This window comes from Duganella sp. BJB476 (assembly GCF_003416895.1).
GTDB lineage: Bacteria > Pseudomonadota > Gammaproteobacteria > Burkholderiales > Burkholderiaceae_D > Rugamonas.
In genome coordinates this window covers 305,431-331,225 of the sequence record NZ_QVIO01000002.1, presented here as the reverse complement: position 1 = coordinate 331,225, position 25,795 = coordinate 305,431, and the positions used below count along the sequence as shown (strand labels likewise).

Sequence of the window (25,795 nt, the reverse complement as noted above, 5' to 3'; positions counted from 1 at the left end):
TCACTTGGCTACCTGGATTGACGCTTGTTAACAGCCTTATCCACAGAATTTGTTAACAACCCGGCGTTCACAGCATCGGCAGCTTCAGCGAGTCGACCACCAGCCGTATCAGGCGCAAGCGGCCTTGCGTGTAGGGCGGGAAGAACAGTTTGATGAGCATCAGCGGCGATGCGCGCAGCACCGCGCGTTCGTGCGAAAAAGTCTTGAAGCCATACTCGCCGTGCGCGCTGCCCATGCCGGAATTGTTGACGCCGCCAAAAGGCAGATTGCCATGCGCAAAATGCGCGACGCAGTGATTGACGCAGGCCCCGCCCGAGCTGGTTTGCTTCAGCATCTTGTCGATATTGGCCTGGCGCGTGCTCCACACATACAAGGCCAGCGGCTTGGGCGCGGCGTTGATGGCGGCGATCACCTGGTCCAGCTCGCGGTATTCGATGATGGGCAGCAGCGGGCCGAAGATTTCCTCCGACAGGATAGCCGCGCCGGCCGGAATCTGCTCGATCAGCGTCGGCGCGACATAGCATTGCGCCTCGTCGACTTCGCCGCCGGTGTGCACCACGGCGCCGCGTTGCACCGCGTCCGACAGCAGTCCGGCCAGCCGTTGCGTGTGGCGTTGGTTGACCACGCGCGTCAGGTCGGGGCTGCGCTTTTGCGCCGCCGCGTCGGCGCCGTATCGTTGTTGCAGCACCTGGCGGCAGGCGGCGACAAACTGGGCCTTCACGCTGGCGTGCACGTACACATGATCGGGCGCCACGCAGGTCTGGCCGTTGTTGAGGAACTTCCCCCACATCAGCGTTTCCGCCGCCAGCTTCAGGTTGGCGGTTTCGTCGACGATGGTGGGCGATTTGCCGCCCAGTTCCAGCGTCACGCTGGCCAGGTGCCGGGCGGCCGCGGCCATCACCAGCTTGCCCACCGACGGCGAACCGGTGAAGAAGATGTGATCGAAGGGCAGCTGGAGCAGGGCGTGCGAAGTCGGCTGGCTGCCTTCAAACAGCGCCACCTCGTCGGCCTTGAACACCTCGGCGACGATGCGCGCCATCAGGGCGGACACGGCCGGCGTCATCTCGGACGGCTTGATGATCGCCGTGTTGCCGGCGGCCAGCGCCGACACCAGCGGGCCGAAACACAAACTGAGCGGATAGTTCCACGGCGCGATGATCAGCACCCGTCCGCGCGGCTGGTATTGCACCGAAGCGTAGGTGCCCAGCATGGTGGTGGTGGGCCAGTGGCGGCGCGGCTTCATCCAGCGCTTGAGGGCGCCCAGCACCTGGCGGATTTCCTCCATCACCGGCAGGAATTCGGACGCTTCCACCTCGGCCGGGGACTTGCGGTAGTCGCGCTGGAAGGCTTCGTAGAACGCCTCGCGCTGCGCCATCAGCGCGTCGCGCAGGCGCTTGACGCGGGCGATGCGCTCGGCCGCGCTCGATTCCCGCCAGCGCAGCGCGGTGGCCTGCTGGGCCTCGAATGCCTTGCTGACCTGCTGCACGTCCGCTTCATTCATCGCCGCTGTCCCTGTTCTTATATGTTGGAGGACCATTATTGCTGCAATTTTTATAGCAAGCAAGCGCTTGATTAGTATGATCTATCGGGCGTGGCGTGCCGCCCAAACGGCCTACAATGCGGCCTATGAAGACGCTGCGCAAATTGCTGCCGGTATCGGTGTTGTGGCTGCTGCTGGCCGCAAATGTGCAGGCCGCGCCGCCCGCAAAGCAGGCTCATGTGGAGAAGGAAAAGGCGGCGAAAGCCGCGCCATCCGGCCATCATCTCGACCGCTCCGGCAAGACCCGCAAGGGCAAGGCCTCCTACTACGGCCGCCGTTTCCATGGCAAGAAAATGGCGAACGGCGAACCCATGAAACCCGACAGCAATGCCGCCGCCAGCAAGACGCTGCCGGTGGGCACGGTCGCCAAAGTCACCAACCTGGACAACAACAAGAGCGAGGTGGTGGTGGTCAAGGACCGCGGCCCGTATGTGGACGGCCGCATCATCGACGTCACCCCCAAGACCGCCGACAAGCTGGACATGAAGGAGGAAGGCGTGGCGCCGGTGGCTGTCACACCGCTCAAGCTGCCGCCCAAGACCGAGGCCGCATCGGTCCCGCCCGAGAAATCGCACTAAGGCGCCACAAACACTTTCGGTAGCAGCGGATTGATGTCTTTTCTCAGCAACGTCGGTATGTAAGGATCGTTGTGAAAGGACAAGGACTCGTAGAATTTTTCGCTGCCGTTGGCCGGCTCCAGCATCAGGCGGCGTACGCCGAAGCTGTTGCAATATTGTTCGATGCGATGCATGAACCAGCGGCCCACACCCTGCGACCGGTATTTGCTGCGGACTATGAGCTCGCTGACGGCGCAAAATTCAGGCGGCGCCAGCTCCAGCCGGGCGATGGCGATTTGCTTGCCCTTGGTTTCCACGCTGACCCAGACGATCCTGCCGCGTGGGTTAGGCGGCAATTCGGGGTTCGGCCAGTTGGCATCCTGGCGGTAGTCGTGCAGCACTTTGGCCGAGATCGCTGACTTGAGCGGGACGAATTGTAATTCCAGGGGCATAAGTGCTTCAGGCTAAGGGAAACACTTAGCCTAGGGCGCGCACAATAGGAATACAAGCAAAGATTTGTATAAATTGTTGCTTAACCTGGGCGAAAGCGCGCGAGCATGGCCTGGATCTCGCCGCGCCGTTTCAACGCCTGGATCGCCTTGTCCAGCGCCGGCAAGTTCAGCTTGCCCCGCTGCGGCAGGGCGCAGTAGGTATCAAAGGACGACACCTTGAACGCCACCGGATTGAGCAGGGCCCGCTCCGGGTGCACCTTGCGCTGGTAATCGAAATACAGGGAATTGGTCAGCATATAGACAAAGCGCTTGCGCAACAGCTTGGACAGGTTGAGGTCGTCGCTGGCGGCGTCGTCGCGGATGAATTCCTCGCCCAGCGGCTGTTCCAGGTGGGCGTAGCGGTAGCCGAGGATGGTGCCGATGCGCTGCCGGCGCAACTCGCCAACGCGGCGCACGGCCGCCGTATCGATACGGGTGGTGACGATTTCGTTGTTGGTGAAAATCGCCTCCGACCACAACCAGTCTTTGCCATCCAGCCATTCAGGCCGCAGGTCGCACAGGATGTCGGCCTGGCCGCCGGCCAGCGGCGCCTCCACCCGTTTGCGCGGCACGGTCAGGTAGCGCGGGGTCAGGCGCAGCTCGCGCGCCAGCGCATCGCCGAACTCCTTGAGCAAGCCGCCCACCAGCACGCCATTGCGGAAATCCGTCATCGGCATCGCGCTGCCCATGGATACCACGTAGACCAACTCCCCGGCGCGGGCTGGCGCCATCAGCATCAGGACGGTGAAAAATAAAGTCATCAATCTCATACGGCTATCATACCGGTAGCCCGGGCAGGGGCCGTGACCGTATGCGAAAATGTTCCATCGGCGCGCGCGCGTCATTTGGAGCCACCATGGAAGACCGCTATTTCTATCAGCCTGCGCTGGGCCACGGCCTGCCGCATGACCCCTTCAACGCCATCGTCGGACCGCGCCCGATCGGCTGGATCTCCTCGCGCGGCGCCGACGGTACGCTGAATCTGGCGCCCTACAGTTTCTTTAACGCTTTTAACTACACGCCGCCGCTGATCGGTTTTTCCAGCCAGGGCCGCAAGGACACGCTGCGCAACATCGAGCAGACCGGTGAATTCGTGTGGAACCTGGCAACGCGGCCATTGGCCGAGGCGATGAACGCCAGTTGCGCGCCGGCGCCGCCGGAAGTGGACGAGTTCGCGCTGGCCGGCCTGACGCCGGCGCCTTCGACCATCGTCGGCGTGCCGCGCGTGGCGGAAAGTCCGGTGGCCTTCGAATGCAAATGCACGCAGATCATCCGCCTGCAAGACGCGTCCGGCGCGCCGACCGACGGCTGGCTGATCATGGGGGAAGTGGTGGGCGTGCACATCGCGCAGAGCTCGCTGCGCGACGGCGTGTACGACACGGCGGGCTCGCAGACCATCTTGCGTGGCGGCGGCCCGGCCGATTATTTCGAGATCAAGCGGGATAGCCTGTTCCGCATGCGGCGGCCAGACTATCCCAAGGCGGATCAGTAGGTGTAGAACATGCGCTGGATTTCCTTGCTGTCGCTGGTCTTGGTCAGGGCCAACATCAGCAGGATGCGCGCCTTTTGCGCATTCAGCGTATCGGAGACCACGAAGTCCAGCTCATCGTCGTTGGCTTCGCCGTTGCGGGCCACGATGCCCTGGCCGACGCGGGCCGAGCGCACGATCAGCACACCTTGCTTGCGGGCCGCGGTCAGCGAAGGCAGGACCTTGGACGCCAGGCTGCCGTCGCCGACGCCGGCGTGGATGATGCCCTTGGCGCCAGCGGCCACCAGCGCATTCAACGCGACCGGGCTGACGTTGGCGTAGCCGTAGACGATGTCGACCTGCGGCAGCGCGTCCAGCTTGCTGATGTCAAACTCGGTGTCGACCGTGTGCTTGCGGGTCGACGCATGGTAGAAGTAAGGCTTGTTGCCCTGGAAGTAGCCCAGCATGCCCAGTTCCGGCGTCTTGAAGCTGTCCGGGGTCGAGGTGTTGGTCTTGGTGACGTCGCGGGCGCCGTGGATCTGGTCGTTCATCGCGACCAGCACGCCCTTGCCGACGGCTTCCTGGCTGGCGGCCAGCAGCACGGCGTTGTACAGATTGATCGGACCGTCGGCCGACAGCGCGGTGCCCGGACGCATGGCGCCGACCAGCACGACCGGCTTCTTGCTCTTGACGACCAGGTCCAGGAAGTAGGCGGTCTCTTCCAGCGTGTCGGTGCCGTGGGTGATGACGATGCCATCCACATCAGGCTGGGCCAGCAGCACGTTGACGCGCTTGGCCAGCGTCAGCCAATGCTCGTTGCTCATGTTTTCGCTGGCGATCTGGAACACTTGCTCACCCTTGACCTGGGCCACCTTGGCCAGTTCCGGCACGGCCTGGATCAGGCGCTCGACACCGACCGTGGCGGCGGTGTAGCCGACCGTGGTGGTGCTGGTGGCGCCGCTGCCGGCGATGGTGCCGCCGGTGGCCAGGATGGTGACATGGGCCAGCGGAGCTGCGGCCTTTTCTGCTGCCCCGGCATAGGCACTAAGCAACATTGCGCAGGCTAACACTGCCTTGAGGAACCGTGCGGGCATAGGGTGGGTCATGCGATCTCCTGATCTGGTTCTAAAGCTTGAGATAGTAACAAATAGCCCGGCTGTCAACAATGCGCACCGTTGCCGCGTTATGGGTGGTGTGAGATCATGTTTGCATAGATAATTGCTGTAAGAAAATTAAAAAAGAGAAATATTATGAATTTTGCTAACACCACGCGCAGGGTCGCGGTGCTGGCGCTGATGGCCGTGTTGGCCGCCTGCGGCAAGAGCGCGGCGGAGAAGCGGCAAGAAGAAGCCGCGACGCTGACCAGTTTGGGCGAGAAGTATGTGAAGGAAAAGGTGCGCGAACCGTCGTCGGCGATGTTCCGCAACCAGGTGGTCGGCAAGGGCGGCGCCACGTGCGGCGAGTTTAACGCCAAGGACGCCTTCGGCACCTACATCGGCTACCAGCGCTACATCTCGGTGGCGCGCGACCTGACCCTGCTGGCGCAGGACGTGTCGCCGGCCGAGTTCGAACAAAACTGGAACCAGCTGTGCCGCTAGCCCGGCCTGTCGCCTTGCGTGTTTAGCGCTATCATGGGCGGATACTGACTGAGGACACGCATGGGCATGGAACCAAGAACCGCGGGAGGCAAGGGCGAACTCCCGATCGCGGTATCGACCGATATCGCCAATCGCCTGCACCAGATATTGCCGACGCTGAGCGCGGCCGAATTCGACCTGCTCAGCCGCTATGGCGAGCGGCAAAGCTTCAAGGCCGGCGACATCCTGTTCAAGCAGGGCGACCGCCACATTTCGATGTACGTCATCATCACCGGCGCGCTGGAGATCGAGCGCGCCTCGGCGCTCGGCACGGCCATCCTCAGCACCCACGGTCCCGGCATGTTCACCGGCGAGATGGGCACGCTGGCCGGCCGCGCGGCCGTCGCCACCGGCCGCGCCATCGCCGACAGCGAAATGATCGTCATCAGCGAAGAATCGCTGCGCACGCTGGTAATCTCGGAAGCGGCGCTGAGCGAAACCATCATGCGCGCCTACATCCTGCGGCGCGTGGCCTACATGCAGGACCAGGCCGGTGGCGTGGTGGTGTTCGGCGCCCGCCATTCGCAGGCGACGCTGGTGCTGCGCCACTTCCTGACCCGCAACGGCCAGCCCACCGCCTACTTCGACACCGAACTGCACACCGAAACGGCGGCGCTGATGGAACGCTTCGGCGTCACCGAGGCCGACATCCCGGCCGTCGTCACGCCGTCCGGCGAAGTGCTGCGCCAGCCGACCCTGCGCCAGGTGGCCGACGGCATCGGCCTCAGTTCCGACAACATCGACGGCCGCACCTTCGACCTGGTGGTGGTCGGCGCCGGCCCGGCCGGATTGGCGGCCGCGGTGTATGCGGCGTCGGAAGGACTGAGCGTGGCGGTGCTCGACTCCAAGGCGCCGGGCGGCCAGGCCGGCTCCAGCTCCAAGATCGAAAACTATTTCGGCTTCCCGACCGGCGTTTCCGGCCAGGCCCTGGCCGGACGCGGGCTGTCGCAGGCGCGCAAGTTCGGCGCCGAAGTGGCGGTGCCGGTGCGCGTCAGCTCAGTCAATTGCGAGGGGCCGGATTTCGAGATCGCCATCGACAGCGGCGAGCGGCTGCGCGCCCGTTCCATCGTCGTCGCCACCGGCGCGCGCTATCGCAAGCCGGACTTGCCGGGACTGGAGCGCTTTGAAGGCCGGGGTGTCTACTACAGCGCCTCGTTCATGGAGGCCACCTTCTGCGCCAACGAGGAAGTGGTGATCGTCGGCGGCGGCAACTCGGCCGGACAGGCTGCGGTGTTCCTGGCCGCGCACGCGAAGCACGTGCACATCGTGGTGCGCGCCGACGGCCTGGCCGCCAGCATGTCGCGCTACCTGATCCAGCGCATCGAGGCCGCGCCCAACATCACACTGCACACGCGCAAGCAGATCGTCGAGCTGCAAGGCGAAGACAAGTTGGAACACATCTGCTGGCAAACGGCCGGCGGCGAGGTGAAGACCGCGCCGGCGCGCCATCTGTTCCTGTTCCTCGGCGCCGAGCCGAACACCGCCTGGCTGGGCGATTGCGTGGCGCTGGACGATAAGAACTTCGTGTTGACCGGGCCGCAGGTGCCGGCGGCGTCGTGGCCACTGGAGCGTAGCCCGCACTTCCTGGAAACCAGCCGGCCGCGCATCTTCGCCGTCGGCGACGTGCGCAGCGGATCGGTCAAGCGGGTGGCGGCGGCGGTGGGCGAAGGCTCGGCGGCGGTGCAGTCGCTGCACCAGGTGCTGGCCTCCGACTGATCACACGCTGCGCAGCGGCTTGCTGTAGCGCGTGGAGCGGCGGATCGCCGGATGCTTGCCCGGCGGGTGCGCCAGCGCCTCTGTCGCGCGGTCGTAGCCGTACTGCCACTGGTCGTTCATGTGCTGGACGAAGGTGTCGTAGGTCGGCGGCATCGCCAGCTCGATGCGGTTGCGGCGCCAGTCCAGCTTTTGCTGCAACTGCTGCTTGGCCAGCACCAGCGATACGTCCGAGGTATCGATGCGCATGTCGGCCAGGTGGATGTTGGCGTAGCGCAGGCGCGCGTTGCCGTCGATGCCCAGCACCGAACGCCAGGCGGGGATCGCAAACACCTGGTCGAACGCCTCCTTGAATTCCATGACGACTTCCGCGCCCAGCCGGCGTGCAATCTCCACCGGGAACAGATCCAGCACGCCGCCGATGTATTCCTGGCCGCGATGCTGCTGGCAGCGGAAGTAGATCATGTCGGCGATGGAGATGCGGGCGGCGTCGGTCAGCGGCACGCTGCCGTCGACCAGCAAGTCCTGCGCGACCGCATGCTGGCCCCAGCGGGCGTCGCTCAGCGGCGACTGCATGTTGTGCAGCAGCGCCGCCGCCTGTTCGCCGCAGAACACCGTTTGCGCAAACAGCTTGCGTCCCGCGCGCGGCTGGCCGACGTCCGATTCGTCGAACAGCAGCTTGCCGCCGATGATGGCCACATCCACTTCCGGCGTGCCGGTGGCGGGCGGGAAGGGCAGCTGCGGCGGGATCTCGAATAGATAATCGCCGAACAGGTCGGGGATCACCGGCGCCCTGGCGGTCGACAGCTTGCGCTTGGCGGCGCGCATCAAGCTGCCCATCAGGTCCGCGCGCTGGGTCGATTTCAGGCTGCACCAGAACTGGTACATCTCCGGCGACGACAGCCAGGCGCGCTGCGCTTCCGGGTCGGGCAGGTTGTGGATGATGGTGGCGGCGATCGCGCCACCGCAGCTGGCCAGCAGCACATCGGGAGCGCGGCCGGCCTGCCGCAGCGCGGCGTACATGCCGATGTAGATGCCGAAACGGAAACCGCCCCCGCCCAGTACCATGCAGCGTTTATACGGTTTATACGATTGTTGCCAAGGTTGAATTTGTGCTTGCGTCATAAACCGAACCATACCACAGCAGGCGCTACGCCGATGGAAACTGACGACGGCCGCCGTCTATTTCATTACGCGTAACGTTCACCAGGTGATCGGCGGCGCAGGGCGGCGTTGGCCGGTTCGGAGACGTAGCGGGCGACCAGGGCGGCGGCCAGCGCCGTCAGGCACAGGAACAGCAGCAGACAGGGCAGCCTGGCGCCGTAGCTCAGGTGCACTTTGTCCACCACGTTGCGCATGGCCGCCAGGACGATGATGTGGAACAGGTAGATTTCGTAGCTGTGCTGGCCGAACCAGCGCAACAGCGACCAGCGCGGCGTGCGCTGCGCCGCCGGCGCTTGCGCCGAACTGCCCAGCAGGAAAACCCCGCTCGCCAGCGCAACTAGCGTGAAGCCGAACACCTCGTGGCTTTCGATGCCGCGCAGGTACAGCGCCGCCAGCGCGACGCCGGCGGCGATGCGCAGCACGCGTCCCTGGCGCGCGTTCGGCACTTCGCGCTGCGCCAGCATCGCCGTCAGGCAGCCGATGGCGATGGCGTCGAAGCAGGCAAGGTAGCCGTACATGAAATAAATCTCGTTGTCGGTATGCTGGCTGCGATAAACCGGCCCGGCGACGATGGCCGCGCAGCACAGCAGTACGATCAGCCAGTTGCGGCGCAACAGCAGGCATGACAAGGGCAGCAGCAGGTAGAACATCTCCTCGACCGACAGCGACCAGTACACATTGAGGCAGTAGTTGAAGTAGCCGGCGGTTTGCATCAGCTGGTTGTGCCAGAACGTCAGCACCGAACCGGCGGCGACGAAGAAGTAGCTGGCCGGCCGGTCCACGTCGCCGTCCGAGTTGGAGAAGAACGGCACGTCAAAGCTGCCCAATACCACGATGATCGCCAACGCCAGCAGCAGGCAAGGCATGATGCGCGCGAAACGGTATAAATAGAATGTACGGATATCGATCTGCGCCAGGCTGCCCCAGCGGCGCAGCGATGTCGATGTGATCAGATAGCCGGATACGGTGAAGAACATCGTCACGCCGAAGTTGCCCTGTAGCGCCGCGCGCAATAGCCAGGTTGGCAGGATGTCGCCCAGCGGGCTATTTTTCAAGCCGTAGGCCAGCGTAAAGTGCAGCACCAGCACGCACAGGATGGCGACGCCGCGCAGGGTGTCGATATGGTTGTTTCTCATTGGTCGATATCCGTTCAAAGTTGATGCTCCAGCAGGATGCGCAGCGTGGCGCTGGTCGGCGTTTGCGAGATGCGGTAGCGGCGGCCGCGGCCGTCTTCATTGACGTATTCGTGCGATTCGCTGGACTGCTGGCGCAGCAGGTTGCTGGCCGAGATGCGGAACTGCGTCTTCGCATCCATCTTCCACAGCCCATACAGATCCAGCTCGCGTTTCGGGCTGGTGTTCATTTGCACCAGCGCCGATTGCCGCACCGGGCCGCCGGCCTGGTAGTTCAGGTTACCGCCGAAGGTCCACGCCGCGCCGGGCAGGCGATAGTCGGCACCCAGGTTTGCCGTGAACGGCACCTGGTTTTCCAGGCGGTTGTCCGGCCCCGGCACGCTGTCCACCCGCGACCAGTTGCGGGCCAGGTTGGCGCGCAGGTCCAGCTTGGGCGACAGCGGCAGCTTGGCTTCCAGCTCGATCCCGCGCACGCTGGCGTTGCCGCTGTTGAAGGGCGCTTCGACCCATTCGCCGTCCTGCTGGAACAAACGGGTCAAGGTCACGTCGCGGATGCGCCGCACATAGGTGCTGGCGCTGAGCAGCGCCCCCGCGCCGAGATAGTGTTCGTAAGCCGCGTCCATGCCCCAGGCCAGCTCCGGCCGCAGATTGGGATTGCCCTGTTCATCGGGATTGGTTTCGTTATTGTTGTTGTCGTTGGTGTAGCGGCGCGGCACCAGCTTGACCAGCGGCGGCGCCTTGTAGGTGCGGCTGATGGCCAAGCGCAGCACATCCTTGTTCGGCAACTCGTAGCGCGATTGCAGCGAAGGGCTCCATACCTGCGAGCGCAGGTCCAGCGCGTCCGGCGCGTTGGCGGCTTCCGCGCGGCTGGCGGTGCTCAGGCGTTCGTGGCGCAGGCCCAGGTACAGGGAATAGTGCGGTGTGACCTGCCATTCGTCCTGCGCGAACAAGGCCAGGCGGTTGACGTTGGCGCGATAGTCAGCGTTGCTGCCGCCGGTCTGCGCACCGCTGGCGTCGAACAGGGTTTCGTTGCGGTCTTCGCTGCGTGCGGCGCGGCTGGCATCCCAGCCCAGCGCGATCGCATGGCGCTCGCCGACCGGGTGGCGATAGGTGCCGCTGATCGTGACGCTGGTTTCCGACGGCCCGGAGTCGACGTGGTGGCGGCCCGATGGCTTACCGTCGCTGTCCATGCCGTTGAAGTCGAAAGTGCCGCTGCGGCGGTTGCTGCTCGCGCCCAGTTTGGTCTCCAGTTTGGCGCCGCTCTCCAGCAGGTGCGTCCAATTCAGGTCGCTGCGCAGCATGGCGAAATTGGCGACGAAGTTGGCGACGCTGCGCGGGTACTCGCTGTGCGGGCCGATGAGCGCCGTTTCGTTCTCGCCGTGGACGTTGTCGACGCGGCGCAGATTGGCGAAGCCTGTCCAGGTCAGCGTGTCGCCGCCGGTCAGCGTCCAGTTCAGGCGCGGCGCGAGGGTTAACGCGTCGGTATGGCCGGATTCGGTCTTCTGCGTGCGGCGCTGTTCGAGGACGGCGCCGGTGGCGTCGCGGCGTTCTTCCAGATCGGTGAACGGCGCTTCGCTGCGCTTGTGGGTGAGCGTCGCGGCCAGGCTGTAGGCCAGGCGGCCGTCCTGGTCCGACAACGTCGCCGACAGCGCGGGCGTATCGACGCCCGCCTGCCGCGCGAGGCTGGCGCTGAACGCGCGCTGGCCGCGTTTGACGGTCTTCTTCAGGATGATGTTGATCGCGCCGGCGACCGCCTGGTTGCTGAATTCAGCCGTGGCGCTGCGCATGATCTCGATGCGCTCGATCGTCTCGGGTTCTAAGGCGTCCAGCGAGAAGCCCGCCGCTACCGGTTCGCCATTCAGCATGATCTGCGTGTAGCCGTTGCCCAGGCCGCGCATGCTGATCGTGCCGCCCCGTCCGGGCACGCCGGTGATGCTGATGCCGGGCAGGCGTTTCAGCACATCGGCCAGCGTCTGGTCGCCCTGGCGCATGATCTCGTCGTGGTCGACCACGATGCTGGTGGTGGTTTCGCGCTGGCGCTGGTCGGCGCGCTGGCCGCTGACTTTCACTTGCTGCGGCTCGCTGTCGGCGGCATGCGCGCTGGCGGCGATCAATAGCAGGCTGGCGGCGATATGGTGTGGCTGCATATTCTTCCTTGTTTTCAAAAACGCGGGCGACAGTCCCCCTTGCCGCAGCGTGGAGGCTGCGGCCTGGTGGACATCGGTGGCGTGGGTTTAGTAGCCTTGCTGCTGTTGGCGCAGGCGCAAGGCGCGTTTGGTGGTGTAGGCGTCCAGGTTGGCCAGCTTGGTGGCAGGGTTGATGAATTCCTCGTCCTGCCGGACTTCGAAGTGCAGGTGCGGACCGGTGGCGAAACCGGTTTCGCCGACGGTGCCGATCTGCTGTCCGGCTTCCACCGTGGCGCCGGCTTTGACGTTCATGCTGGTCAGGTGGGCGTACAGGGTGCGTTGCGCTCCGTGCTGGAGGATCACCGTTTTTCCGTAGCGGCCGCCGTTCTCGGTCAGCACGCCGGCGCTGACGACTACGCCGCCAGCCACCGCATGCACCGGCGTGCCAGCCGGCGCCGCGATGTCAATGCCTTTGTGCGGCGTCACCAGCACGGTGCGGCGCACGCCGAACAGACCGGTGACGCGCATCTTGTCCAGCGGGTAGCGCCAGTGTGCGTCGGCGGGCGAGGGTTTGGCTTCCGTGGCAGCCGGAGCTTCAGGCGCGGCCTCAATCGATGCCGCAGCCGGAGGCGGGACTTGCGCCGGGACTGGCACTGCGTACGGCTGCTGGCCGGTGTTGAACGCCACCGCCGGTTGCAGCATGGCGCCGCCGGCCAGTACGGCGATCATCAACGCGGCGATGCTCCAGGCGACCGCGCTGCTCAGCACCGGCAGTGCTGCCTGCTGCATCTGGCGGATACGCGCGGCGGCTGTGGCGCCGTCGATGCCGCCGAAGGCCACGCCGCCGGTCGGCATGGCGGCCGTTTGCGCTTTCCATTGCAGCAGCAGGGCGGCGGCGTACTGTTTGCGCTGCTGTTGCGGACGGCCCGCCAGCACGCGCTGGTCGCAGATCAGTTCCAGCGCCCATTCCATTTTCGCGTTCATCCAGCGCAGCGCCGGATTGAACCAGAACACCGTCTGCAGCAAGGCCGCTACGCCCAGGCACAGCGGATCGCGCGCACGCCAGTGGTGCAGCTCGTGGGCGATAACCATGTGCTGCTGCTCGGTGCTGAAACCGCGCAGGTGGCGCGGCAGCAGCAGCACCGGGCGCCGCACGCCGACCAGCATCGGCGAAATGGCGGCGTCGGTTTCCATCACGGTCAGGCGATGGCGGGCGATGTCCGCCAATTGGGCGCTGTCGAACGCGCCGTGTGCCAGCAAATCCTGCGGCGACAGGCGCTGCGAGGTGGCCAGCAAGCCGCGCCAGACGCGCCGCGCGCGCAGCCGGCGAGCCAGCATCCACGCCAGGCCGGCGGCGTAGACCAAGGTCCACAGCGCGGGCAGGAGCAGGGTGAGGGAAGGCGGATCGATATCGCCGGCTGCGGCATCCGGTTCCGCTGCTCCGGTTGCCGCGCCGCCTTGCCGGTCGACTGCCGATACGCCATCCTGCGCCACGCCCGCCAGCGCCGGCAGCCCGGTGCGGATAGCCGACGATTCGGCCGCGCTCAGCGTCACCGTCGGCGCCAGGCTTTGCTGCGGGCTGTGCGGCAGCAGCGCCAGCAACGCGGCGCCGGCCGTCACGGCTTGCGCCGCCAGCCAGAGCGCGCGGCGCGGCAGCAAGGCCGGCCAGCGGCGCAGCGCGACCACCAGCACCGCCCACACCAGCGCGCCGGCCAGCAGGCAGCTGACGCTGGCCAGCATCCATTTGAACAGCATCACATAGGCCAGCATCATGGCTTGCCGGCCTCGTCGGACGGCCAATCCTGGAGCATCTGCTCCAGCTGCGCCAATTCAGCCTGGTCCACCAGCTTGCTGCCGGTGAACATGGTGACCGGCAGCGGCGCCGCCATTTCCATCACGCGGGTGCCGAAATCGCGGGCGAAGGCGGCCAGCGTGCCGACTTTTTCCAGCCGCGCGCTGTAGACGTTGACGCCGTGCGCCGTGTGCTGGGCCAGCATCTGCTTGTCGAGCATGCGGTCCAGCGTCTTGCGGGTGGACGAGAACGACCAGCCGAGTTCTTCGGCGACGGCGTCATGCAGCTCGCGCGCGCTCAACGGCTGCTGTTTCCATAGTGCTTTGAGCAAGGTCAGCTCGCTGACGGACGGGATAGGGATGGATGTGGACATGGCTAGGCCTCTTTGCGACAGATGGGATGATTATGCGACACATGTCGCACACCAGTCAATCTGTTGTCTAAAAATTTGTAACATTGCTTTATATTAATTCTCTATATGTTACGATTAAGTTTTTGCTAATTGCCAATTCTGTACGGTCGTGCCGGACAGTCCGCAAGGTAGCGTGGCGTGGGTCTTCGCATGAAGCCGGCAGCACCGTTATGAAATGCGCTATACAATGCTTGGGGCCGCAGCCTTCCGCCGCTGCCTCACTGTATTGGAAACACATATGTATTACGGAGAGCGCTTCAACAGCATCACTCACACCGTGGGCGCCGCGCTCGCGGCAATCGGCGGCACCTTGCTGATTGTGCTGGCGGCGCGCACCGGCGACGCCTGGAAAGTGGTGAGCTTCAGCATTTATGCCGCCACGCTCCTGGGCTTGTACCTGACGTCGACGCTGTACCACAGCCTGCGCGGCCGCGCCAAAGACGTGCTGCGGCAGATGGATTACTGCGCCATCTACCTGCTCATCGCCGGCAGCTACACGCCGTTCACGCTGGTCAGCCTGCGGGGACCGTGGGGCTGGTCGCTATTCGGCGTGGTCTGGGGCCTGGCAGTGATCGGCATTTTGCAGGAAATCTGGTTTGCCAAGGGCGCGCGCGTCCTGTCGCTGCTCATATACGTGGCGATGGGGTGGGTGGGCGTGATCGGCGCCAGCCCGCTGATCGACGCGCTGGGCTGGAGCGGATTCGCCTGGCTGGCGGCCGGTGGCCTGGTGTACACGGTGGGCATTGCCTTCTTCGTCACCGACCACAAATGGAGCTACGGCCACGGCGTCTGGCACTTGTTTGTGCTGGGCGGCAGCGCTTGCCATTTCGGCGCGGTCTTGCTGTATGTAGCGTGAAGCACCTGTACAACTGTTGGATTTCGAGAGTAGAGCACCAGTGGATATTAATTCCGACGACCTGAAAACGTTTATCACCGTGATCGACAGCGGCACCCTCAGTGCCGCCTCGGTCCACCTCGGCCAGACCACGTCCGGTGTCAGCCGCGCGCTGTCGCGGCTGGAGGACAAGCTGGCGACGTCGCTGCTGACGCGCACCACGCGCCGCATGGAGCTGACCGAAGAGGGACACCTGTTCCTCGAACGCGCGCGCGCCATCCTCGGCGCCATGGAAGAAGCCGAGGAATCGATCCGCATCCGCCGCCAGAAGCCGGCCGGACGCCTGTGCGTGGACGCCGCGTCGCCCTTCATGCTGCATTGCGTGGTGCCGCACATGGCCGAGTTCCGCGCCATGTACCCGGAGATCAAGCTGGAATTGAGCAGCAACGACCAGATCACCGATCTGATCGAGCACCGCACCGACATCGCCATCCGCATCGGCACGCTGACCGATTCCACGCTGCATGCGCGCGCGCTCACTTCGAGCCCGCTGCACGTGCTGGCCAGCCCGGACTACCTGCGCCGCCACGGCACGCCGGAAACGCCGCAAGACCTGGCGCGCCATTCGCTGATCGGCTTCGCCCAGTACGAGCAGGGCAACAACTGGCCGCTGCGCCACGCGGCCGGCAACAGCCTGCCGATCACGCCGTCGATCGCCGCCTCCAGCGGCGAGACGCTGCGCCAGCTGGCGTTGACCGGACAGGGCGTGGTCTGCCTGGCGGACTTCATGACCCGTGCCGACATCGAAGCGGGCCGCCTGGTGCCCATCCTGGTGGACGCCAACACCGGCTACTGCCAGCAGATCCATGCGGTCTACTATCGCAACACCCAGCTGGCCCAGCGCATCAGCTGCTTCCTCGAGTTCCTGCAGCAAAAGCTCTGAGGCATCCAGTGTGCGGCGCCGTACAGATAGCCCTCCGGTGCGGCGCTACACTGGCCTTGCGTGCTGGGGAAACCGGCAGCAGGTGAGCCGATAGCCTCAAGTATCGGCACCAACATTGCGTCGTCGCCGGGAGGCCATCATGTCGCAGACCACTCATCCATCGAAGTTTCTGGTGCGCGCCTACCTGGAGCGCCGTTCGCATGAAGTCAAGCCGCCGCCTACGCCGGAAGAGATCCGGCGCCAGCTGGGCTGGGGCATGCTGATGTTCGAAGCCAAGGCCGGCAACGGCCGCTGCTGACGCCTTTTCGTCGTTCACCGTCCCTTTTCCGCCGTTCGCCGAATAGCGGTTTCCCCGCCAGCCGTTCCCCGGTATTGTTACATCCATACCGACTTGGGGGACTAACATGAGTATTCACACCGCCTACCGCTGGCGCCAGCAAATCGTCTGGGGCACCGGCTTGATCATCTTCGGCTGCGTGCTGCTGCTGGACCGCGCCGATATCATCGAACTGGATTTCAACCCGATGAACTTCTGGCGCTGGTGGCCCTGGCTGCTGGTCATTTCCGGCCTCACCAAAATCATCCCGCCGACCACGCCGCGCTATTTGCTCAGCGGCCTGTGGGAGATCTTCTTTGCCGGCTGGTGGTACGTATCGTTCAACCACATCTGGGGCCTGGGCTTCGGCGAAACCTGGCCCGCGCTGGTGGTGGCCACCGGCGTCGGCATGCTGTTGCGGCCTTTGCTGGACAATATCTTCGCAGCGACCAGGGAGCCGAAATGAGAGACAAACGTCAAAGGAATCCGGCCTCGCAGATGGTCGTTGGGCTGTTCGTCGTGGCCATGGGCATGATCTTCCTGCTCGATAACCTCGGCTGGCTGGACCTGGAATTTACGCTGCACCTGTGGCCAACCGCGCTGATCTTCTTCGGCATCCTGAAGGTGCTGCAAACCCGGTCGCCGTCCGGCGCCATCGTCGGCGGTGCGCTGATACTGGTCGGCAGCATGATGCTGCTGAAGGAAACCGGCTTCATTTCGATCAGCTGGGGTTCGCTGTGGCCGGTGCTGCTGATCGCCGCCGGCCTGTCGGTGGTGTTCCGCTCTCCTAACAGCCGCTGGCTGTTCGAGCAGCGTGGCGACATGCTGGACACGACCAGCAACGACGCCGTCATCAACATCACGGCCGTCATGGGCGGCTTCAAGCGCCGCATCACGTCGCCGGATTTCCGTGGCGGCGAGATCACCACGGTGATGGGCGGCTGCGACCTGGACCTGCGCCAAAGCTCGATCAACGGCGAGGCGGTGCTGAATGTGTTCGCGATGTTCGGCGGGATCACCATCAAGGTGCCGATCGACTGGACCGTGGTCCTGCAAGGCACGCCCATCATGGGCGGTTTTGAAGAAAAGACCGTGCCTCCCGGTTCGCCGGACAAGCGCCTGATCATCCGCGGCTACGCCATTATGGGCGGCCTGGAAGTGCGTAACTAGGCATGCAGGAGATTTCCTCCAGCCGGCGCGGCATCACCATCTACCTGCTGGTGTGGCTGTTCCTGGGGATCGCGCTGGGCGGCGTGATCTCGCTGGCGAACGACGCGCCGGTCGCCAACGCCATGATGTTCGCGATTCCGCTGAACCTGTTGTACGCGTTCGCGGCGGGCTATTCGTCCTACTACCTGTGCCGCGCCTATCCGCTGGGCGGCAGCAGGCCGGGCGCCACCGCGCTGGTGCTGACGGTGGCGGCGGTGGTGTCCGGCTTCCTGTGGCTGACTGTGGGGCGCGCCTGGAACGGCGCCTGCCTGATGCTGGATGTCTCGTGGGCCGGCATCGCATTCAGCCCGCAGTTGTCGGCGCTGATCGTCGGCCTGGGCATCCTGCTGTACGGCTTTGCGGCGGCGGTGCATTACCTGGTGATCGAGTTCGTGCGCGCCAAGAGCGCCGAGCAGCGCGAGCTGGAATCGCTGCTGATGGCGCAGGAGGCCGAGCTGCGCATGCTGCGCACGCAGATCGATCCGCACTTCCTGTTCAACAGCCTCAATTCGATCAGCGCGCTGACCTCGCAGGATCCGAAAGCGGCGCGCCGCATGACGCTGGAACTGGCCAGCTTCTTCCGCCAGAGCCTGGGCATGGAGGCGCATAAAAAAGTCACGCTGGACGAGGAGATGCGCTTGATACGCCACTTCCTGGCGATCGAGCAGGTGCGCTTCGGCGCGCGCCTGCAGGTGGAGGAGCAGGTCGGGGACGAAGCCGCCGCCTGCCTGGTGCCGCCGATGATCATCCAGCCGCTGGTGGAGAACGCCGTCAAGCACGGCATCTGCAATATGCCCGATGGCGGCACCATACGGGTGACGGCGCGCCGTGCCGGCTCGATGCTGCACATCCGGGTCGACAATCCGGTCGACCCGGACATGGCGTCCGTCCGCAGCGACGGCCACGGCATCGGCTTGAGCAATGTGCGCCAGCGCCTGTCCGGCGCCTACAAACACGAAGCCAGCATCCACTGGGGACGTATCGACAACAGCTTTGGCGTGGACATCGCGATGCCCGCGCAAACAGGCGAAGAGGGAGAGTAGAGCATGCGTGTGATTATCGTCGACGATGAAATGCTGGCGCGCGGCGTGGTGCGCGAGTACCTGGCCGAACATCCGGATGTGGAAGTGGTGGCCGAATGCGCCAACGGCTTCGAGGCGGTCAAGTCGATCACCGAGCTGGCGCCGGACCTGGTGTTCCTGGATATCCAGATGCCCAAGCTGGACGGCTTCGAAGTGGCCGAACTGGCGGGCGGCAAAACGCGCTACATCTTCGCCACCGCCTTCGACCAGTATGCGATCAAGGCCTTCGAGTTCCACGCGCTCGATTACCTGCTCAAGCCTTTCAGCCAGCAGCGCTTCGACCAGGCGCTGGCGCATGCGCGCGCCAACCTTGGCAAGCCGGAGGGCGATACTGCGCTGGCGAGCATGGTGCGCGAGGCGGCCGGCCGCAACAAGCCGCTGGGCCGCGTGCTGATACGCGACGGCGCCAAGGTCCACGTCATCAACAGCGACAAGATCGAGGTCATCGAGGCGCAGGACGACTACGTGCAGATACGCTCGGAAGGCAAGTCCTACCTGAAGAACCAGCGCATGGCGGAGCTGGAAGAGCAGCTGGACGCGCAGCAGTTCCTGCGCATCCACCGCTCATGGATCGTCAACATCGCCTGGGTCGATCGTATCGAGCAGGCCACCAGGGACAGTTATGTCGCCATCCTCAAGGACGGCGGCAAGGTGCCGGTCAGCCGCAGCGGCTACCAGAAGATCCGCGCCGTGCTTCAGTAGCGTCAGGCCGCTTGCAGCGCCAGCCGCGCCGGTTCGAAGCCCAGGTTCTCGAACCACGCCACGTTTTCCTGCAGCGCGGTGAGCACCAGCTGGTAGGCGCCGGGAGCGGCGGGGGCATCGACATCCACATGCCATGCCAGCCGCTCGCCGGGCGCCACGCCGGCAGCGGGCAAGGGCGTGCGCACGCCGTCGTACACGCACGGAACGCCGTCCGGACGCAGCCAGTGGTAGCTCAGCATGACCGGCCGCGGACCGTCGCCGTGCCAGGCTTCGGCGCCGTCGTGGCGCAAATCGACCGGGATGCGATAGCGGTGCTTGCAGCGCATCGCCGGCAGTGGCGTGTGCGCCTGCAGCGCACCGGGCGCATGCCGGATCGCGGTATCGGCCACCGGCGGCGCCGCATCCATCAGCAATTGCGCGGACAGGTCGGCATAGCCCAGGCCCACGGTCGATGCGGGCAGCTGCACTTCAAACGCGCACAGGCTGTCGTGCCAGGCCAGGTCGCGCTGGCCATCCTTCAATACTTCGACCACCGCGAAGCCCGCCGTGTACCTGCCGGCGGGCAGCGCCGCCGTGACGCTGTAGCTCAGCCGATGCCGGCCCGCCTCCAGGCCATCCTGCAATGCGCCCAGCATGCCGCTGTGGACACCGTAGACCAGGCGGTTGTCGCTGTCGCGGATGTGTATGCCCAGCAGCAGTTCCGGCAGGCGGCGCGTGGCCATCAGCTCCAGGTCGAAGTGCATGCTGCCGCCTGCTGTGATTTCACCGTGCTCGCGTAGCGTGGCCTGCGTGATGGCGAGGTCGCCGGTCCGCACGCTGTAGGCGGGCTGGCGCTCGAAGTGTTGCCAGCGGCGTGCCGTGGCCGCGGCCGCCGGCCTGCTGGCCGCGATGGCGCGCGCGGCCTGGTACAGCTGAAGGTCGAGCTGATTGAGCTCGAGCAGCCGCGCGCGCAAGGCGGGCGATACCTGCGCCGCGCCGGGCCGGCTGACGGTGGCGTTCACCCGCTCCAGTGGCGGCATGTCGGCCTGCTCCAGCAGTGCGCCGAAGCTCGCCAGGAAGCTCTCCAGCTGGTCGTAGACGCCCACCACCTCGTAGCGCTGCAGCGCCGTCATGGCATTGCGCAGGCGTGTCGGCGGGTCCTCGGTGCCGTCGCCGTCGATACGGCAGAAATGCTCGACATAGGTGTTCGATACGTGCGGCAGCAGGCGCTCCGCCAGGTCGGCGCCATCGCTGTCGAGGAAGCGGCGCACCAGCGGCACCAGTCCCCACAGCTGGTCGTCGCCATGGTTGGTCAATGCGAAATACAGCGACGACAGGATGCGGTCGAGCGGCTCGCGCAGCAGCGTCGCATAGCTGTAGCGTGGATCGAGGCCTTCCGCCTTGAGGTAGCTGACGTGCGCGCACAGCACGCTGTACTGGCCGCCGTGGCGACGTATCAGGCTCTGGTGCTCGTCGTCGATGTGCGGCGAAACGCAACCCGATCCCAGGCCGCGCGCCAGCCAGCCGGCGACCGCGCTGCCGCCGGTCTTGGGAAGATGGTCGAAGATGACGCGGCCGGAGTAAGCTTTTAGTTGAGGCATGGGACGCTGATGAGTCGACGTTGATGGAGCAGCTTGAATATCTGCGCCGCGCATTGCCGGACCGTTTGCCGCGCCGTGTCGAGCACCAGGTCCGGCGCGCGTGGCACTTCATACGGCGCCGAGATGCCGGTAAAGTCGGGAATGCGGCCTTGCCGCGCCAGCGCGTACAAGCCTTTGACGTCGCGCGCTTCGCAGACTTCCAGCGGCGCGTTGCAATACACTTCGAAGAAGTTTTCACCGGCCAGTTCACGCACCATGTCGCGGTCCGCCTGTAGCGGCGAGACAAAGGCGGCGATGATGATGGCGCCCGTCTCGGTGAACAGGCGGCATACCTCGGCGGCGCGGCGCAGATTTTCGCGACGGTCGCTGGCGCTGTATCCCAAGTCCTTGCAGAGGCCTTGCCGCAGCTGGTCGCCGTCGAGCAGCACGGTGCGCAGCCCGGCTTCCGCCAGCATGCGGCTGAGCTGGATGGACACGGTCGTTTTCCCCGCTCCGGACAGGCCGGACAGCCACACCACGCCCGCACGCTGGGCCGGCGCCGGCCGGAAGGAGTCGTCCATGTTTACCTCACTGATTCGATAAGTTCGGCTCAATGTTATGCCAAACGACATCGCGCACAGTAGGTCAGGGCTTGAAATTTACATTTTCTAACACGGAATACAAACCGACATCCTGCGCCATGCATTGCTACACAACGTCAATCCGGTCAGGAAGACGCTGGTCGCTGTCGCGCCGCCGCGCGCGGTCGGACAGCACGCGCAGAATGGTGTGGTCGGGGACGTCCAGGGCGCTGAGAAACGCCCATGCATGGGCGGCGCCCGCCGTGGCATCGATGATGATGGCGTGCCTGATCGCGTCGGCAAGACGCGTATTTTCCCGAGGTCTCATGGCCGCAGTCCTGAAAAACTGAAGGCTCACGGAGTCGGAGTGAGTCGCAAAATATCAACGGCAATGCGCAAAGGCGGGGCGCAGCCCGTTTATGAGGAAAATATAGCAGACGCGCCGGTGACTGTGGATTGCATATCGCTATCAAACTGCTAGTAACGATACTGCTTCGGGGGCGGCGGCGCGTTCGATGCGCCACCAGGCCGGCATCAGCTGTTGTATTTCGGGGCGGCCGAAGCGGTCGTCGATCAGGTAGACGGTGCCGCGGTCCGATTGCGTGCGGATCACGCGGCCGGCCGCCTGCACCACTTTCTGCATGCCGGGGAAGGTGTAGGTGTAGTCGTAGCCGGCGCCGAAGATGGCGTCCATGCGCTGGCGGATCTGCTCGTTGACCGGGTTGATCTGTGGCAGGCCCAGCGTGGCGACAAAGGCGCCGATCAGGCGCGCGCCCGGCAAATCGACGCCCTCGCCGAAGGAGCCGCCCAGCACGGCGAAGCCGATGCCCTCGCTGTCGAGCGTGAAGCGGGCCAGGAACTGCGCCCGCTCCGCCTCGTCCATGCGGCGCGACTGGCGCCACACCGGCACCTCGGGATAGCGTTCGGCGAACTGGTTGGCGGCCTTGTCCATGTAGTCGAAGCTGCTGAAGAAGGCCAGGTAGTTGCCCGGCTGGCGGCGATATTGCTCGCCCATCAGTTCGGCGATCGGGCGCAGCGATTGCTGGCGGTGCTGGTAGCGGGTGGAGATGTGCGCGGCCACCTGCACCGACAGCTGCTCGGCCACGAACGGCGATTCGACGTCGACCCAGGCCGTGGTCTCGGGCATGCCCAGCATGTCGCCGAAGTAGTTCCACGGGCTGAGCGTGGCCGAGAACAGCGCCGTGCTGTGGGTGCTCTCGAAGCGCGGCTTGAGGAAGGGCGCCGGCACGATGTTGCGCAGGCAGAGCACGGAATTGGAATGGCTGGCGCGCGCGCCTTCCGACTTCTCGATATCGAACAGCGCGTGGTCGCCGAAGCTCTCCGCCAGCCGCGTGAACAGCAGCGCGTTGAAATAGAAGGCCTGCAAATCCGCGTCGACATAGGACGGGTGGTCGGCCATGTAGTCGGAGATGGCGGTGGCCGCCGTTTGCAGCGCGCCCATGAATTTTTCCGGCAGCGCGGCGTAGGACTGGTATTCGGCCGACTGGTCTTTTTCCAGCTGGTTCCACTGGCGGTGCACGCGGTCCAGCGGTTTCTTCAGTTCTTCGGGGACCAGCTTGCGCAGCAGGCGCAACGCGGCGTGTTCCATGTCGGCCGAATACATCTTGCGGGCGCGCGCGACCATGTTGTGGGCCTCGTCCACCAGCACGTTGACCTTCCAGTCGTTCAGCAGCGTCAGGCTGTGCAGCATGGCGCTGAGGTCGAAGTAGTAGTTGTAGTCGCCGATGACGATGTCGCACCAGCGCGCCATCTCGCTGCTCAGGTAGTAGGGGCAGACCTCGTGCGCCAGAGCGACCGCGCGCAGCGTGTCGCGGTCCAGCGCGAGCAGGGTGGGGGCGGCGTCGGTGGATGCGGGCGGCAGCATGATGTCCAGCGCGGCCTGGCGCGCGGCCGGCAGGCGGTCGTAGAAACCCTTGGCCAGCGGGCAGGAATCGCCGTGGCAGGCTTTGTCCGGATTGACGCAGGCGGTGGCCTTGGACGCCATCTCCAGCGTGCGCAAGGGCAGCAGTGGCGCGCCGCTGCGGATCACGTCGACCGCGTCCAGCGCCATCTGCCGGCCCGAGGTTTTCGCGGCCAGGAAGAACACTTTGTCGACGCCGTGTTCGGCGCTGGCTTTCAGCATGGGGAACAGGCTGCCGACGGTCTTGCCGATGCCGGTCGGCGCCTGCGCCAGCAGGCACACGCCGCGCTTGCTGGCCTTGTACATCGCTTCGGCCAGCTGGCGCTGGCCGGGGCGGAAGTCCGCATGCGGAAAACGCATCGCCTTCAGCTGCAGGTCGCGTTCGGCGCGGTGCGCCATTTCCTGCTGCGCCCATTGCAGGAACAGCGTGCATTGCTGTTCGAAGTAGATGCGCAGGCTGGCCGCCGTGTGCTCTTCCTGCAGCACGGTTTCCTTCTGGCTGCCGATGTCGAAGTAGACCAGCGCCAGTTTGATCCGGTCCAGTCCTTGATCCGCGCACAGCAGGTGGCCGTAGATTTTGACCTGCGCCCAGTGCAGCTGGCGCTGGTTGTCCGGCATCTTCTTCAGGTCGCCGCGATAGGTCTTGATTTCCTCGAGACGCCGGGCGCGGAGGTCGTAGCCGTCGGCGCGGCCGCGCACGCGCAGCGGGCCGAAATCGCCGGACAGTGCGACTTCGGTCTGGTAATCATCGTCGCGCCGCGCGGTGACGACGGCGTGGCCGGCGATGCCTTCCTGCGCCGTCGGCGAGGGCGTGAAGCGCAGGTCGAGGTCGCCGGTCTTGGCGGTGAACTCGCACAGCGCGCGCACGGCGATCGTGTAGCCGGGTGCGCTCATGCCGCCCATTGCAGGTAGCAGACCGAGATCGGCATGTCGTGCGTGGCGCAGTAGTCGATCCAGCGCAGCTGGTTGTCCTGCAGCCGGTCGCCCGGGCCTTTGACTTCAATCATGTTGTAGCGGCGCTCGGCCGGCCAGAACTGGATCAGGTCGGGGAAGCCGCTGCGGTTGGCCTTGATGTCGGCCAGGATGCGTTCGAAGGCGCGCTTCAGGTGCAACGCCGGGATGCAGTCCAGCGCCAGGTCGAGCAGCGCCGGGTCCAGCGTCTCCCAGTACACGAAGGGCGACTGGATGCCGGCCTTGGCGGTGAAGTTGGCGCGTATCGTGGTGCGGTATTGATCGCTGTCGAGCTGCGCCAGCGCGGCGGCGAACTGCTGCGCGCGGCGGCGCTGGAAATCGGCGCTGTGCAGGTCGGCCGGGCCGCGGTGGTAGGGATGGAAGAAGGCGCCCGGTATCGGGCTGAACACGGCGTCCCAGCACAGCAGGCCGAACAGCGAATTGATCAGCGCGTTCTCGACGTAGTAGACCGGGGCATCGTCGCGGTTCAGGTGGTCGCGCACGACGAATTCGACGTAGCTCGGTTCCTGCGGTGGCGGCAGGCTGAGGTCGATGCGCAGCGGTTGCGCGGGCGCGTGCGGCGCCGGCTTGGCGTGGCCCAGCTTGCGCGCCAGGCGCGGCTGCATGCGCAGCAGCTGCTGGCGTTCGGCTTCGCTTTCCGGCGCTTGCAGCGCGGCTTGCAGCAGCTCGAAGGCGGCGCGCGGCTGTTCGTCTTTTTCCAGCACGCGCACGGCGCGCGCGCGGGCGCCGGGGTAGTTGCAGTTCGCGTAGAGCGCGTGCGCGGCCGGCCAGTCGGCCAGCTTCTCGAGGTGCTGGGCGATCTGGAAGGTCAGCTTGTCGCGGCGGCTGCGCAGCCATTCGTTGTCGGCCGGGCAGGGCGGCAGGTCGCGGATCACGTCGGCCGGCGCTTCGCCTTCGATGAAGCGCTCGTGGCAGCGGTGCAGCGCGAGGAAGTCGTCGATGTCACGGCGGCTGCGGAAGCCGCGCGCGGCCGGCGAGAAGTCGACCTTTTCGTACTGGTAGATGCCGAGGTCGGACAGCACGAACTCGGTCCAGTCCTGGTGGTAGTTGCCGAAGAAGATAAGCCGCAGGCGGTCGCACAGTTCCTGCGTCAGGTTGCGGTAGCAGTGGTCGCCGGAACCCTGGTACCAGCTGGAGTAGCGGTGCTCGCCTTCATGCTGTGCGCGCAGCGCTTCCAGCTGGTCGGCCTTGCGCAACTGGCGCAGGTGCGGGGGGAGCTGGAAGATCTGGCCGATCTCGGGTTTTTGCAGCAGTTCGAACAGCTGGTCCAGGTCCAGCGCGGGGTCTTCCTCGATCAGGCCCAGGGCCGCCAGCGGACGGGCGGCTTCATGCGTGCTGCCGATCTCCGCATAGGCCAGTTTGCTGGCGCGGAACACCGTCCCCTTGCGCATCACCATGCGCACGAACAGCGCGCGCGAGGCTTGCGGCAAGGTGGGGAAGGCGGTGAGGAAGCTGCGTTCCTCGGCGGTCAGCAAGTCGTCGTAGCGCTCGCCTATCCACGTCAGTACCTGCTGGAAGTTGTCCAGGTAGTACAAGGGATTTTCTAGGACTTTGATCATTGCCGGAGTGAGCTGTTGCGATAACTGTGTTTATGTACAGTGTATCGCATTTGGCGGCGCACGCCCAGCAAAATAAAAAGCCA

25 protein-coding genes are annotated in these 25,795 nt (G+C 65.2%); 11 read left to right on the top strand and 14 right to left on the bottom strand.

What is annotated here, in order from left to right; all coding sequences use genetic code 11:
- Positions 1 to 67: 67 nt before the first annotated feature.
- Positions 68 to 1,501 (bottom strand): aldehyde dehydrogenase family protein, encoded by a 1,434-nt coding sequence (locus D0T21_RS10980; RefSeq protein ID WP_116989805.1) that lies wholly within the window; start codon positions 1,499 to 1,501, stop codon positions 68 to 70.
- A 125-nt stretch (positions 1,502 to 1,626) separates the two neighbouring features.
- Between D0T21_RS10980 and D0T21_RS10975 the strand changes: the two genes are divergently transcribed.
- Positions 1,627 to 2,118, top strand: coding sequence for a septal ring lytic transglycosylase RlpA family protein (locus D0T21_RS10975; protein ID WP_116989806.1), 492 nt, complete (start codon positions 1,627 to 1,629; stop codon positions 2,116 to 2,118).
- On the opposite strand, the gene D0T21_RS10970 is transcribed toward D0T21_RS10975, so the two are convergent.
- Both D0T21_RS10970 and D0T21_RS10965 read right to left on the bottom strand, forming a co-directional pair.
- Positions 2,115 to 2,549, bottom strand: a complete 435-nt coding sequence (locus D0T21_RS10970; RefSeq protein ID WP_116989807.1) for a GNAT family N-acetyltransferase — start codon at positions 2,547 to 2,549, stop codon at positions 2,115 to 2,117. The two genes, D0T21_RS10975 and D0T21_RS10970, sit on opposite strands and share 4 nt — an antisense overlap.
- Before the next feature lie 80 nt (positions 2,550 to 2,629).
- Positions 2,630 to 3,349: an ABC transporter substrate-binding protein gene (locus tag D0T21_RS10965; RefSeq protein ID WP_229211437.1), complete on the bottom strand. Its 720-nt coding sequence runs from the start codon at positions 3,347 to 3,349 to the stop codon at positions 2,630 to 2,632.
- A gap of 95 nt (positions 3,350 to 3,444) precedes the next feature.
- On the opposite strand from D0T21_RS10965, the gene D0T21_RS10960 reads away from it, so the two are divergent.
- On the top strand, positions 3,445 to 4,080 hold the full coding sequence (locus D0T21_RS10960) for a flavin reductase family protein (protein WP_116989809.1): 636 nt from the start codon (positions 3,445 to 3,447) through the stop codon (positions 4,078 to 4,080).
- Here the strand turns inward: D0T21_RS10960 and D0T21_RS10955 are convergent.
- Positions 4,074 to 5,111 (bottom strand): type II asparaginase, encoded by a 1,038-nt coding sequence (locus D0T21_RS10955; protein ID WP_373886670.1) that lies wholly within the window; start codon positions 5,109 to 5,111, stop codon positions 4,074 to 4,076. The two genes, D0T21_RS10960 and D0T21_RS10955, sit on opposite strands and share 7 nt — an antisense overlap.
- A 195-nt stretch (positions 5,112 to 5,306) precedes the next feature.
- Here D0T21_RS10955 and D0T21_RS10950 point away from each other — a divergent pair, with 195 nt between their 5' ends.
- Together D0T21_RS10950 and D0T21_RS10945 are read left to right on the top strand one after the other, a co-directional pair.
- Positions 5,307 to 5,654 carry a hypothetical protein gene (locus D0T21_RS10950; RefSeq protein WP_116989811.1) on the top strand — a complete coding sequence of 116 codons (348 nt, stop codon included), beginning with the start codon at positions 5,307 to 5,309 and terminating at the stop codon, positions 5,652 to 5,654.
- Between the two features lie 66 nt (positions 5,655 to 5,720).
- On the top strand, positions 5,721 to 7,409 hold the full coding sequence (locus D0T21_RS10945; RefSeq protein ID WP_116990061.1) for an FAD-dependent oxidoreductase: 1,689 nt from the start codon (positions 5,721 to 5,723) through the stop codon (positions 7,407 to 7,409).
- On the opposite strand, the gene D0T21_RS10940 is transcribed toward D0T21_RS10945, so the two are convergent.
- The 5 genes from D0T21_RS10940 to D0T21_RS10920 all read right to left on the bottom strand — a co-directional run bounded on the left by D0T21_RS10940 (position 7,410) and on the right by D0T21_RS10920 (position 13,994).
- Positions 7,410 to 8,474, bottom strand: a complete 1,065-nt coding sequence (locus D0T21_RS10940) for a patatin-like phospholipase family protein (protein ID WP_116989812.1) — start codon at positions 8,472 to 8,474, stop codon at positions 7,410 to 7,412. It abuts the gene before it with no gap.
- A 122-nt stretch (positions 8,475 to 8,596) separates the two neighbouring features.
- Positions 8,597 to 9,706 carry an acyltransferase gene (locus tag D0T21_RS10935; RefSeq protein WP_116989813.1) on the bottom strand — a complete coding sequence of 370 codons (1,110 nt, stop codon included), beginning with the start codon at positions 9,704 to 9,706 and terminating at the stop codon, positions 8,597 to 8,599.
- A gap of 14 nt (positions 9,707 to 9,720) precedes the next feature.
- Positions 9,721 to 11,850 (bottom strand): TonB-dependent siderophore receptor, encoded by a 2,130-nt coding sequence (locus D0T21_RS10930; protein ID WP_116989814.1) that lies wholly within the window; start codon positions 11,848 to 11,850, stop codon positions 9,721 to 9,723.
- 87 nt (positions 11,851 to 11,937) lie between these two features.
- Complete coding sequence (locus D0T21_RS10925) at positions 11,938 to 13,602, bottom strand: M23/M56 family metallopeptidase (protein ID WP_116989815.1); 1,665 nt, start codon at positions 13,600 to 13,602, stop codon at positions 11,938 to 11,940.
- Complete coding sequence (locus D0T21_RS10920; protein WP_116989816.1) at positions 13,599 to 13,994, bottom strand: BlaI/MecI/CopY family transcriptional regulator; 396 nt, start codon at positions 13,992 to 13,994, stop codon at positions 13,599 to 13,601. The genes D0T21_RS10925 and D0T21_RS10920 overlap by 4 nt, the downstream gene beginning before the upstream one ends.
- Positions 13,995 to 14,271: 277 nt before the next feature.
- Here D0T21_RS10920 and D0T21_RS10915 point away from each other — a divergent pair, with 277 nt between their 5' ends.
- The 7 genes from D0T21_RS10915 to D0T21_RS10890 all read left to right on the top strand — a co-directional run bounded on the left by D0T21_RS10915 (position 14,272) and on the right by D0T21_RS10890 (position 19,120).
- On the top strand, positions 14,272 to 14,889 hold the full coding sequence (locus D0T21_RS10915; RefSeq protein ID WP_116989817.1) for a hemolysin III family protein: 618 nt from the start codon (positions 14,272 to 14,274) through the stop codon (positions 14,887 to 14,889).
- A gap of 40 nt (positions 14,890 to 14,929) precedes the next feature.
- Positions 14,930 to 15,811, top strand: coding sequence for a LysR family transcriptional regulator (locus D0T21_RS10910; RefSeq protein ID WP_116989818.1), 882 nt, complete (start codon positions 14,930 to 14,932; stop codon positions 15,809 to 15,811).
- A 139-nt stretch (positions 15,812 to 15,950) separates the two neighbouring features.
- Positions 15,951 to 16,109: a hypothetical protein gene (locus D0T21_RS32210; protein WP_199538452.1), complete on the top strand. Its 159-nt coding sequence runs from the start codon at positions 15,951 to 15,953 to the stop codon at positions 16,107 to 16,109.
- A 106-nt stretch (positions 16,110 to 16,215) separates the two neighbouring features.
- Positions 16,216 to 16,593: a LiaI-LiaF-like domain-containing protein gene (locus D0T21_RS10905; RefSeq protein WP_116989819.1), complete on the top strand. Its 378-nt coding sequence runs from the start codon at positions 16,216 to 16,218 to the stop codon at positions 16,591 to 16,593.
- Positions 16,590 to 17,297: a LiaI-LiaF-like domain-containing protein gene (locus D0T21_RS10900; RefSeq protein ID WP_199538453.1), complete on the top strand. Its 708-nt coding sequence runs from the start codon at positions 16,590 to 16,592 to the stop codon at positions 17,295 to 17,297. Before D0T21_RS10905 ends, D0T21_RS10900 begins: the two co-directional genes overlap by 4 nt.
- 2 nt (positions 17,298 to 17,299) lie before the next feature.
- Positions 17,300 to 18,379, top strand: coding sequence for a sensor histidine kinase (locus D0T21_RS10895; protein ID WP_116989821.1), 1,080 nt, complete (start codon positions 17,300 to 17,302; stop codon positions 18,377 to 18,379).
- A 3-nt stretch (positions 18,380 to 18,382) separates the two neighbouring features.
- Positions 18,383 to 19,120 carry a LytTR family DNA-binding domain-containing protein gene (locus D0T21_RS10890; RefSeq protein WP_116989822.1) on the top strand — a complete coding sequence of 246 codons (738 nt, stop codon included), beginning with the start codon at positions 18,383 to 18,385 and terminating at the stop codon, positions 19,118 to 19,120.
- Positions 19,121 to 19,122: 2 nt separating this feature from the next.
- Here the strand turns inward: D0T21_RS10890 and D0T21_RS10885 are convergent, their stop codons facing one another.
- The 5 genes from D0T21_RS10885 to D0T21_RS10865 all read right to left on the bottom strand — a co-directional run bounded on the left by D0T21_RS10885 (position 19,123) and on the right by D0T21_RS10865 (position 25,712).
- Complete coding sequence (locus tag D0T21_RS10885; RefSeq protein WP_158567994.1) at positions 19,123 to 20,700, bottom strand: Wzt carbohydrate-binding domain-containing protein; 1,578 nt, start codon at positions 20,698 to 20,700, stop codon at positions 19,123 to 19,125.
- Positions 20,688 to 21,260, bottom strand: a complete 573-nt coding sequence (cysC, locus tag D0T21_RS10880) for an adenylyl-sulfate kinase (protein ID WP_116989824.1) — start codon at positions 21,258 to 21,260, stop codon at positions 20,688 to 20,690. The genes D0T21_RS10885 and cysC overlap by 13 nt, the downstream gene beginning before the upstream one ends.
- A gap of 127 nt (positions 21,261 to 21,387) precedes the next feature.
- Positions 21,388 to 21,588, bottom strand: a complete 201-nt coding sequence (locus tag D0T21_RS10875; protein WP_147328090.1) for a hypothetical protein — start codon at positions 21,586 to 21,588, stop codon at positions 21,388 to 21,390.
- A 141-nt stretch (positions 21,589 to 21,729) separates the two neighbouring features.
- Positions 21,730 to 24,075 carry a helicase C-terminal domain-containing protein gene (locus D0T21_RS10870; RefSeq protein WP_373886666.1) on the bottom strand — a complete coding sequence of 782 codons (2,346 nt, stop codon included), beginning with the start codon at positions 24,073 to 24,075 and terminating at the stop codon, positions 21,730 to 21,732.
- The gene (locus D0T21_RS10865) at positions 24,072 to 25,712 is read right to left on the bottom strand and encodes a VRR-NUC domain-containing protein (RefSeq protein WP_116989827.1); all 1,641 of its coding nucleotides are present in this window, start codon (positions 25,710 to 25,712) and stop codon (positions 24,072 to 24,074) included. The genes D0T21_RS10870 and D0T21_RS10865 overlap by 4 nt, the downstream gene beginning before the upstream one ends.
- Positions 25,713 to 25,795 lie beyond the last annotated feature (83 nt).

Excerpts from the sequence above, each read along its gene's own strand:
- D0T21_RS32210 (WP_199538452.1), top strand. The coding sequence starts at position 15,951 with ATGTCGCAGACCACTCATCCATCGAAGTTTCTGGTGCGCGCCTACCTG.
- D0T21_RS10940 (WP_116989812.1), bottom strand. The coding sequence starts at position 8,474 with ATGGTACTGGGCGGGGGCGGTTTCCGTTTCGGCATCTACATCGGCATG.
- D0T21_RS10955 (WP_373886670.1), bottom strand. The coding sequence starts at position 5,111 with ATGTTGCTTAGTGCCTATGCCGGGGCAGCAGAAAAGGCCGCAGCTCCG.
- D0T21_RS10905 (WP_116989819.1), top strand. The coding sequence starts at position 16,216 with ATGAGTATTCACACCGCCTACCGCTGGCGCCAGCAAATCGTCTGGGGC.
- D0T21_RS10970 (WP_116989807.1), bottom strand. The coding sequence starts at position 2,549 with ATGCCCCTGGAATTACAATTCGTCCCGCTCAAGTCAGCGATCTCGGCC.
- D0T21_RS10875 (WP_147328090.1), bottom strand. The coding sequence starts at position 21,588 with ATGAGACCTCGGGAAAATACGCGTCTTGCCGACGCGATCAGGCACGCC.
- cysC (WP_116989824.1), bottom strand. The coding sequence starts at position 21,260 with ATGGACGACTCCTTCCGGCCGGCGCCGGCCCAGCGTGCGGGCGTGGTG.
- D0T21_RS10980 (WP_116989805.1), bottom strand. The coding sequence starts at position 1,501 with ATGAATGAAGCGGACGTGCAGCAGGTCAGCAAGGCATTCGAGGCCCAG.
- D0T21_RS10890 (WP_116989822.1), top strand. The coding sequence starts at position 18,383 with ATGCGTGTGATTATCGTCGACGATGAAATGCTGGCGCGCGGCGTGGTG.
- D0T21_RS10935 (WP_116989813.1), bottom strand. The coding sequence starts at position 9,706 with ATGAGAAACAACCATATCGACACCCTGCGCGGCGTCGCCATCCTGTGC.
- D0T21_RS10920 (WP_116989816.1), bottom strand. The coding sequence starts at position 13,994 with ATGTCCACATCCATCCCTATCCCGTCCGTCAGCGAGCTGACCTTGCTC.
- D0T21_RS10945 (WP_116990061.1), top strand. The coding sequence starts at position 5,721 with ATGGAACCAAGAACCGCGGGAGGCAAGGGCGAACTCCCGATCGCGGTA.
- D0T21_RS10950 (WP_116989811.1), top strand. The coding sequence starts at position 5,307 with ATGAATTTTGCTAACACCACGCGCAGGGTCGCGGTGCTGGCGCTGATG.
- D0T21_RS10925 (WP_116989815.1), bottom strand. The coding sequence starts at position 13,602 with ATGATGCTGGCCTATGTGATGCTGTTCAAATGGATGCTGGCCAGCGTC.
- D0T21_RS10965 (WP_229211437.1), bottom strand. The coding sequence starts at position 3,349 with ATGACTTTATTTTTCACCGTCCTGATGCTGATGGCGCCAGCCCGCGCC.
- D0T21_RS10900 (WP_199538453.1), top strand. The coding sequence starts at position 16,590 with ATGAGAGACAAACGTCAAAGGAATCCGGCCTCGCAGATGGTCGTTGGG.
- D0T21_RS10930 (WP_116989814.1), bottom strand. The coding sequence starts at position 11,850 with ATGCAGCCACACCATATCGCCGCCAGCCTGCTATTGATCGCCGCCAGC.
- D0T21_RS10915 (WP_116989817.1), top strand. The coding sequence starts at position 14,272 with ATGTATTACGGAGAGCGCTTCAACAGCATCACTCACACCGTGGGCGCC.
- D0T21_RS10975 (WP_116989806.1), top strand. The coding sequence starts at position 1,627 with ATGAAGACGCTGCGCAAATTGCTGCCGGTATCGGTGTTGTGGCTGCTG.
- D0T21_RS10960 (WP_116989809.1), top strand. The coding sequence starts at position 3,445 with ATGGAAGACCGCTATTTCTATCAGCCTGCGCTGGGCCACGGCCTGCCG.
- D0T21_RS10870 (WP_373886666.1), bottom strand. The coding sequence starts at position 24,075 with ATGAGCGCACCCGGCTACACGATCGCCGTGCGCGCGCTGTGCGAGTTC.
- D0T21_RS10865 (WP_116989827.1), bottom strand. The coding sequence starts at position 25,712 with ATGATCAAAGTCCTAGAAAATCCCTTGTACTACCTGGACAACTTCCAG.
- D0T21_RS10885 (WP_158567994.1), bottom strand. The coding sequence starts at position 20,700 with ATGCCTCAACTAAAAGCTTACTCCGGCCGCGTCATCTTCGACCATCTT.
- D0T21_RS10895 (WP_116989821.1), top strand. The coding sequence starts at position 17,300 with ATGCAGGAGATTTCCTCCAGCCGGCGCGGCATCACCATCTACCTGCTG.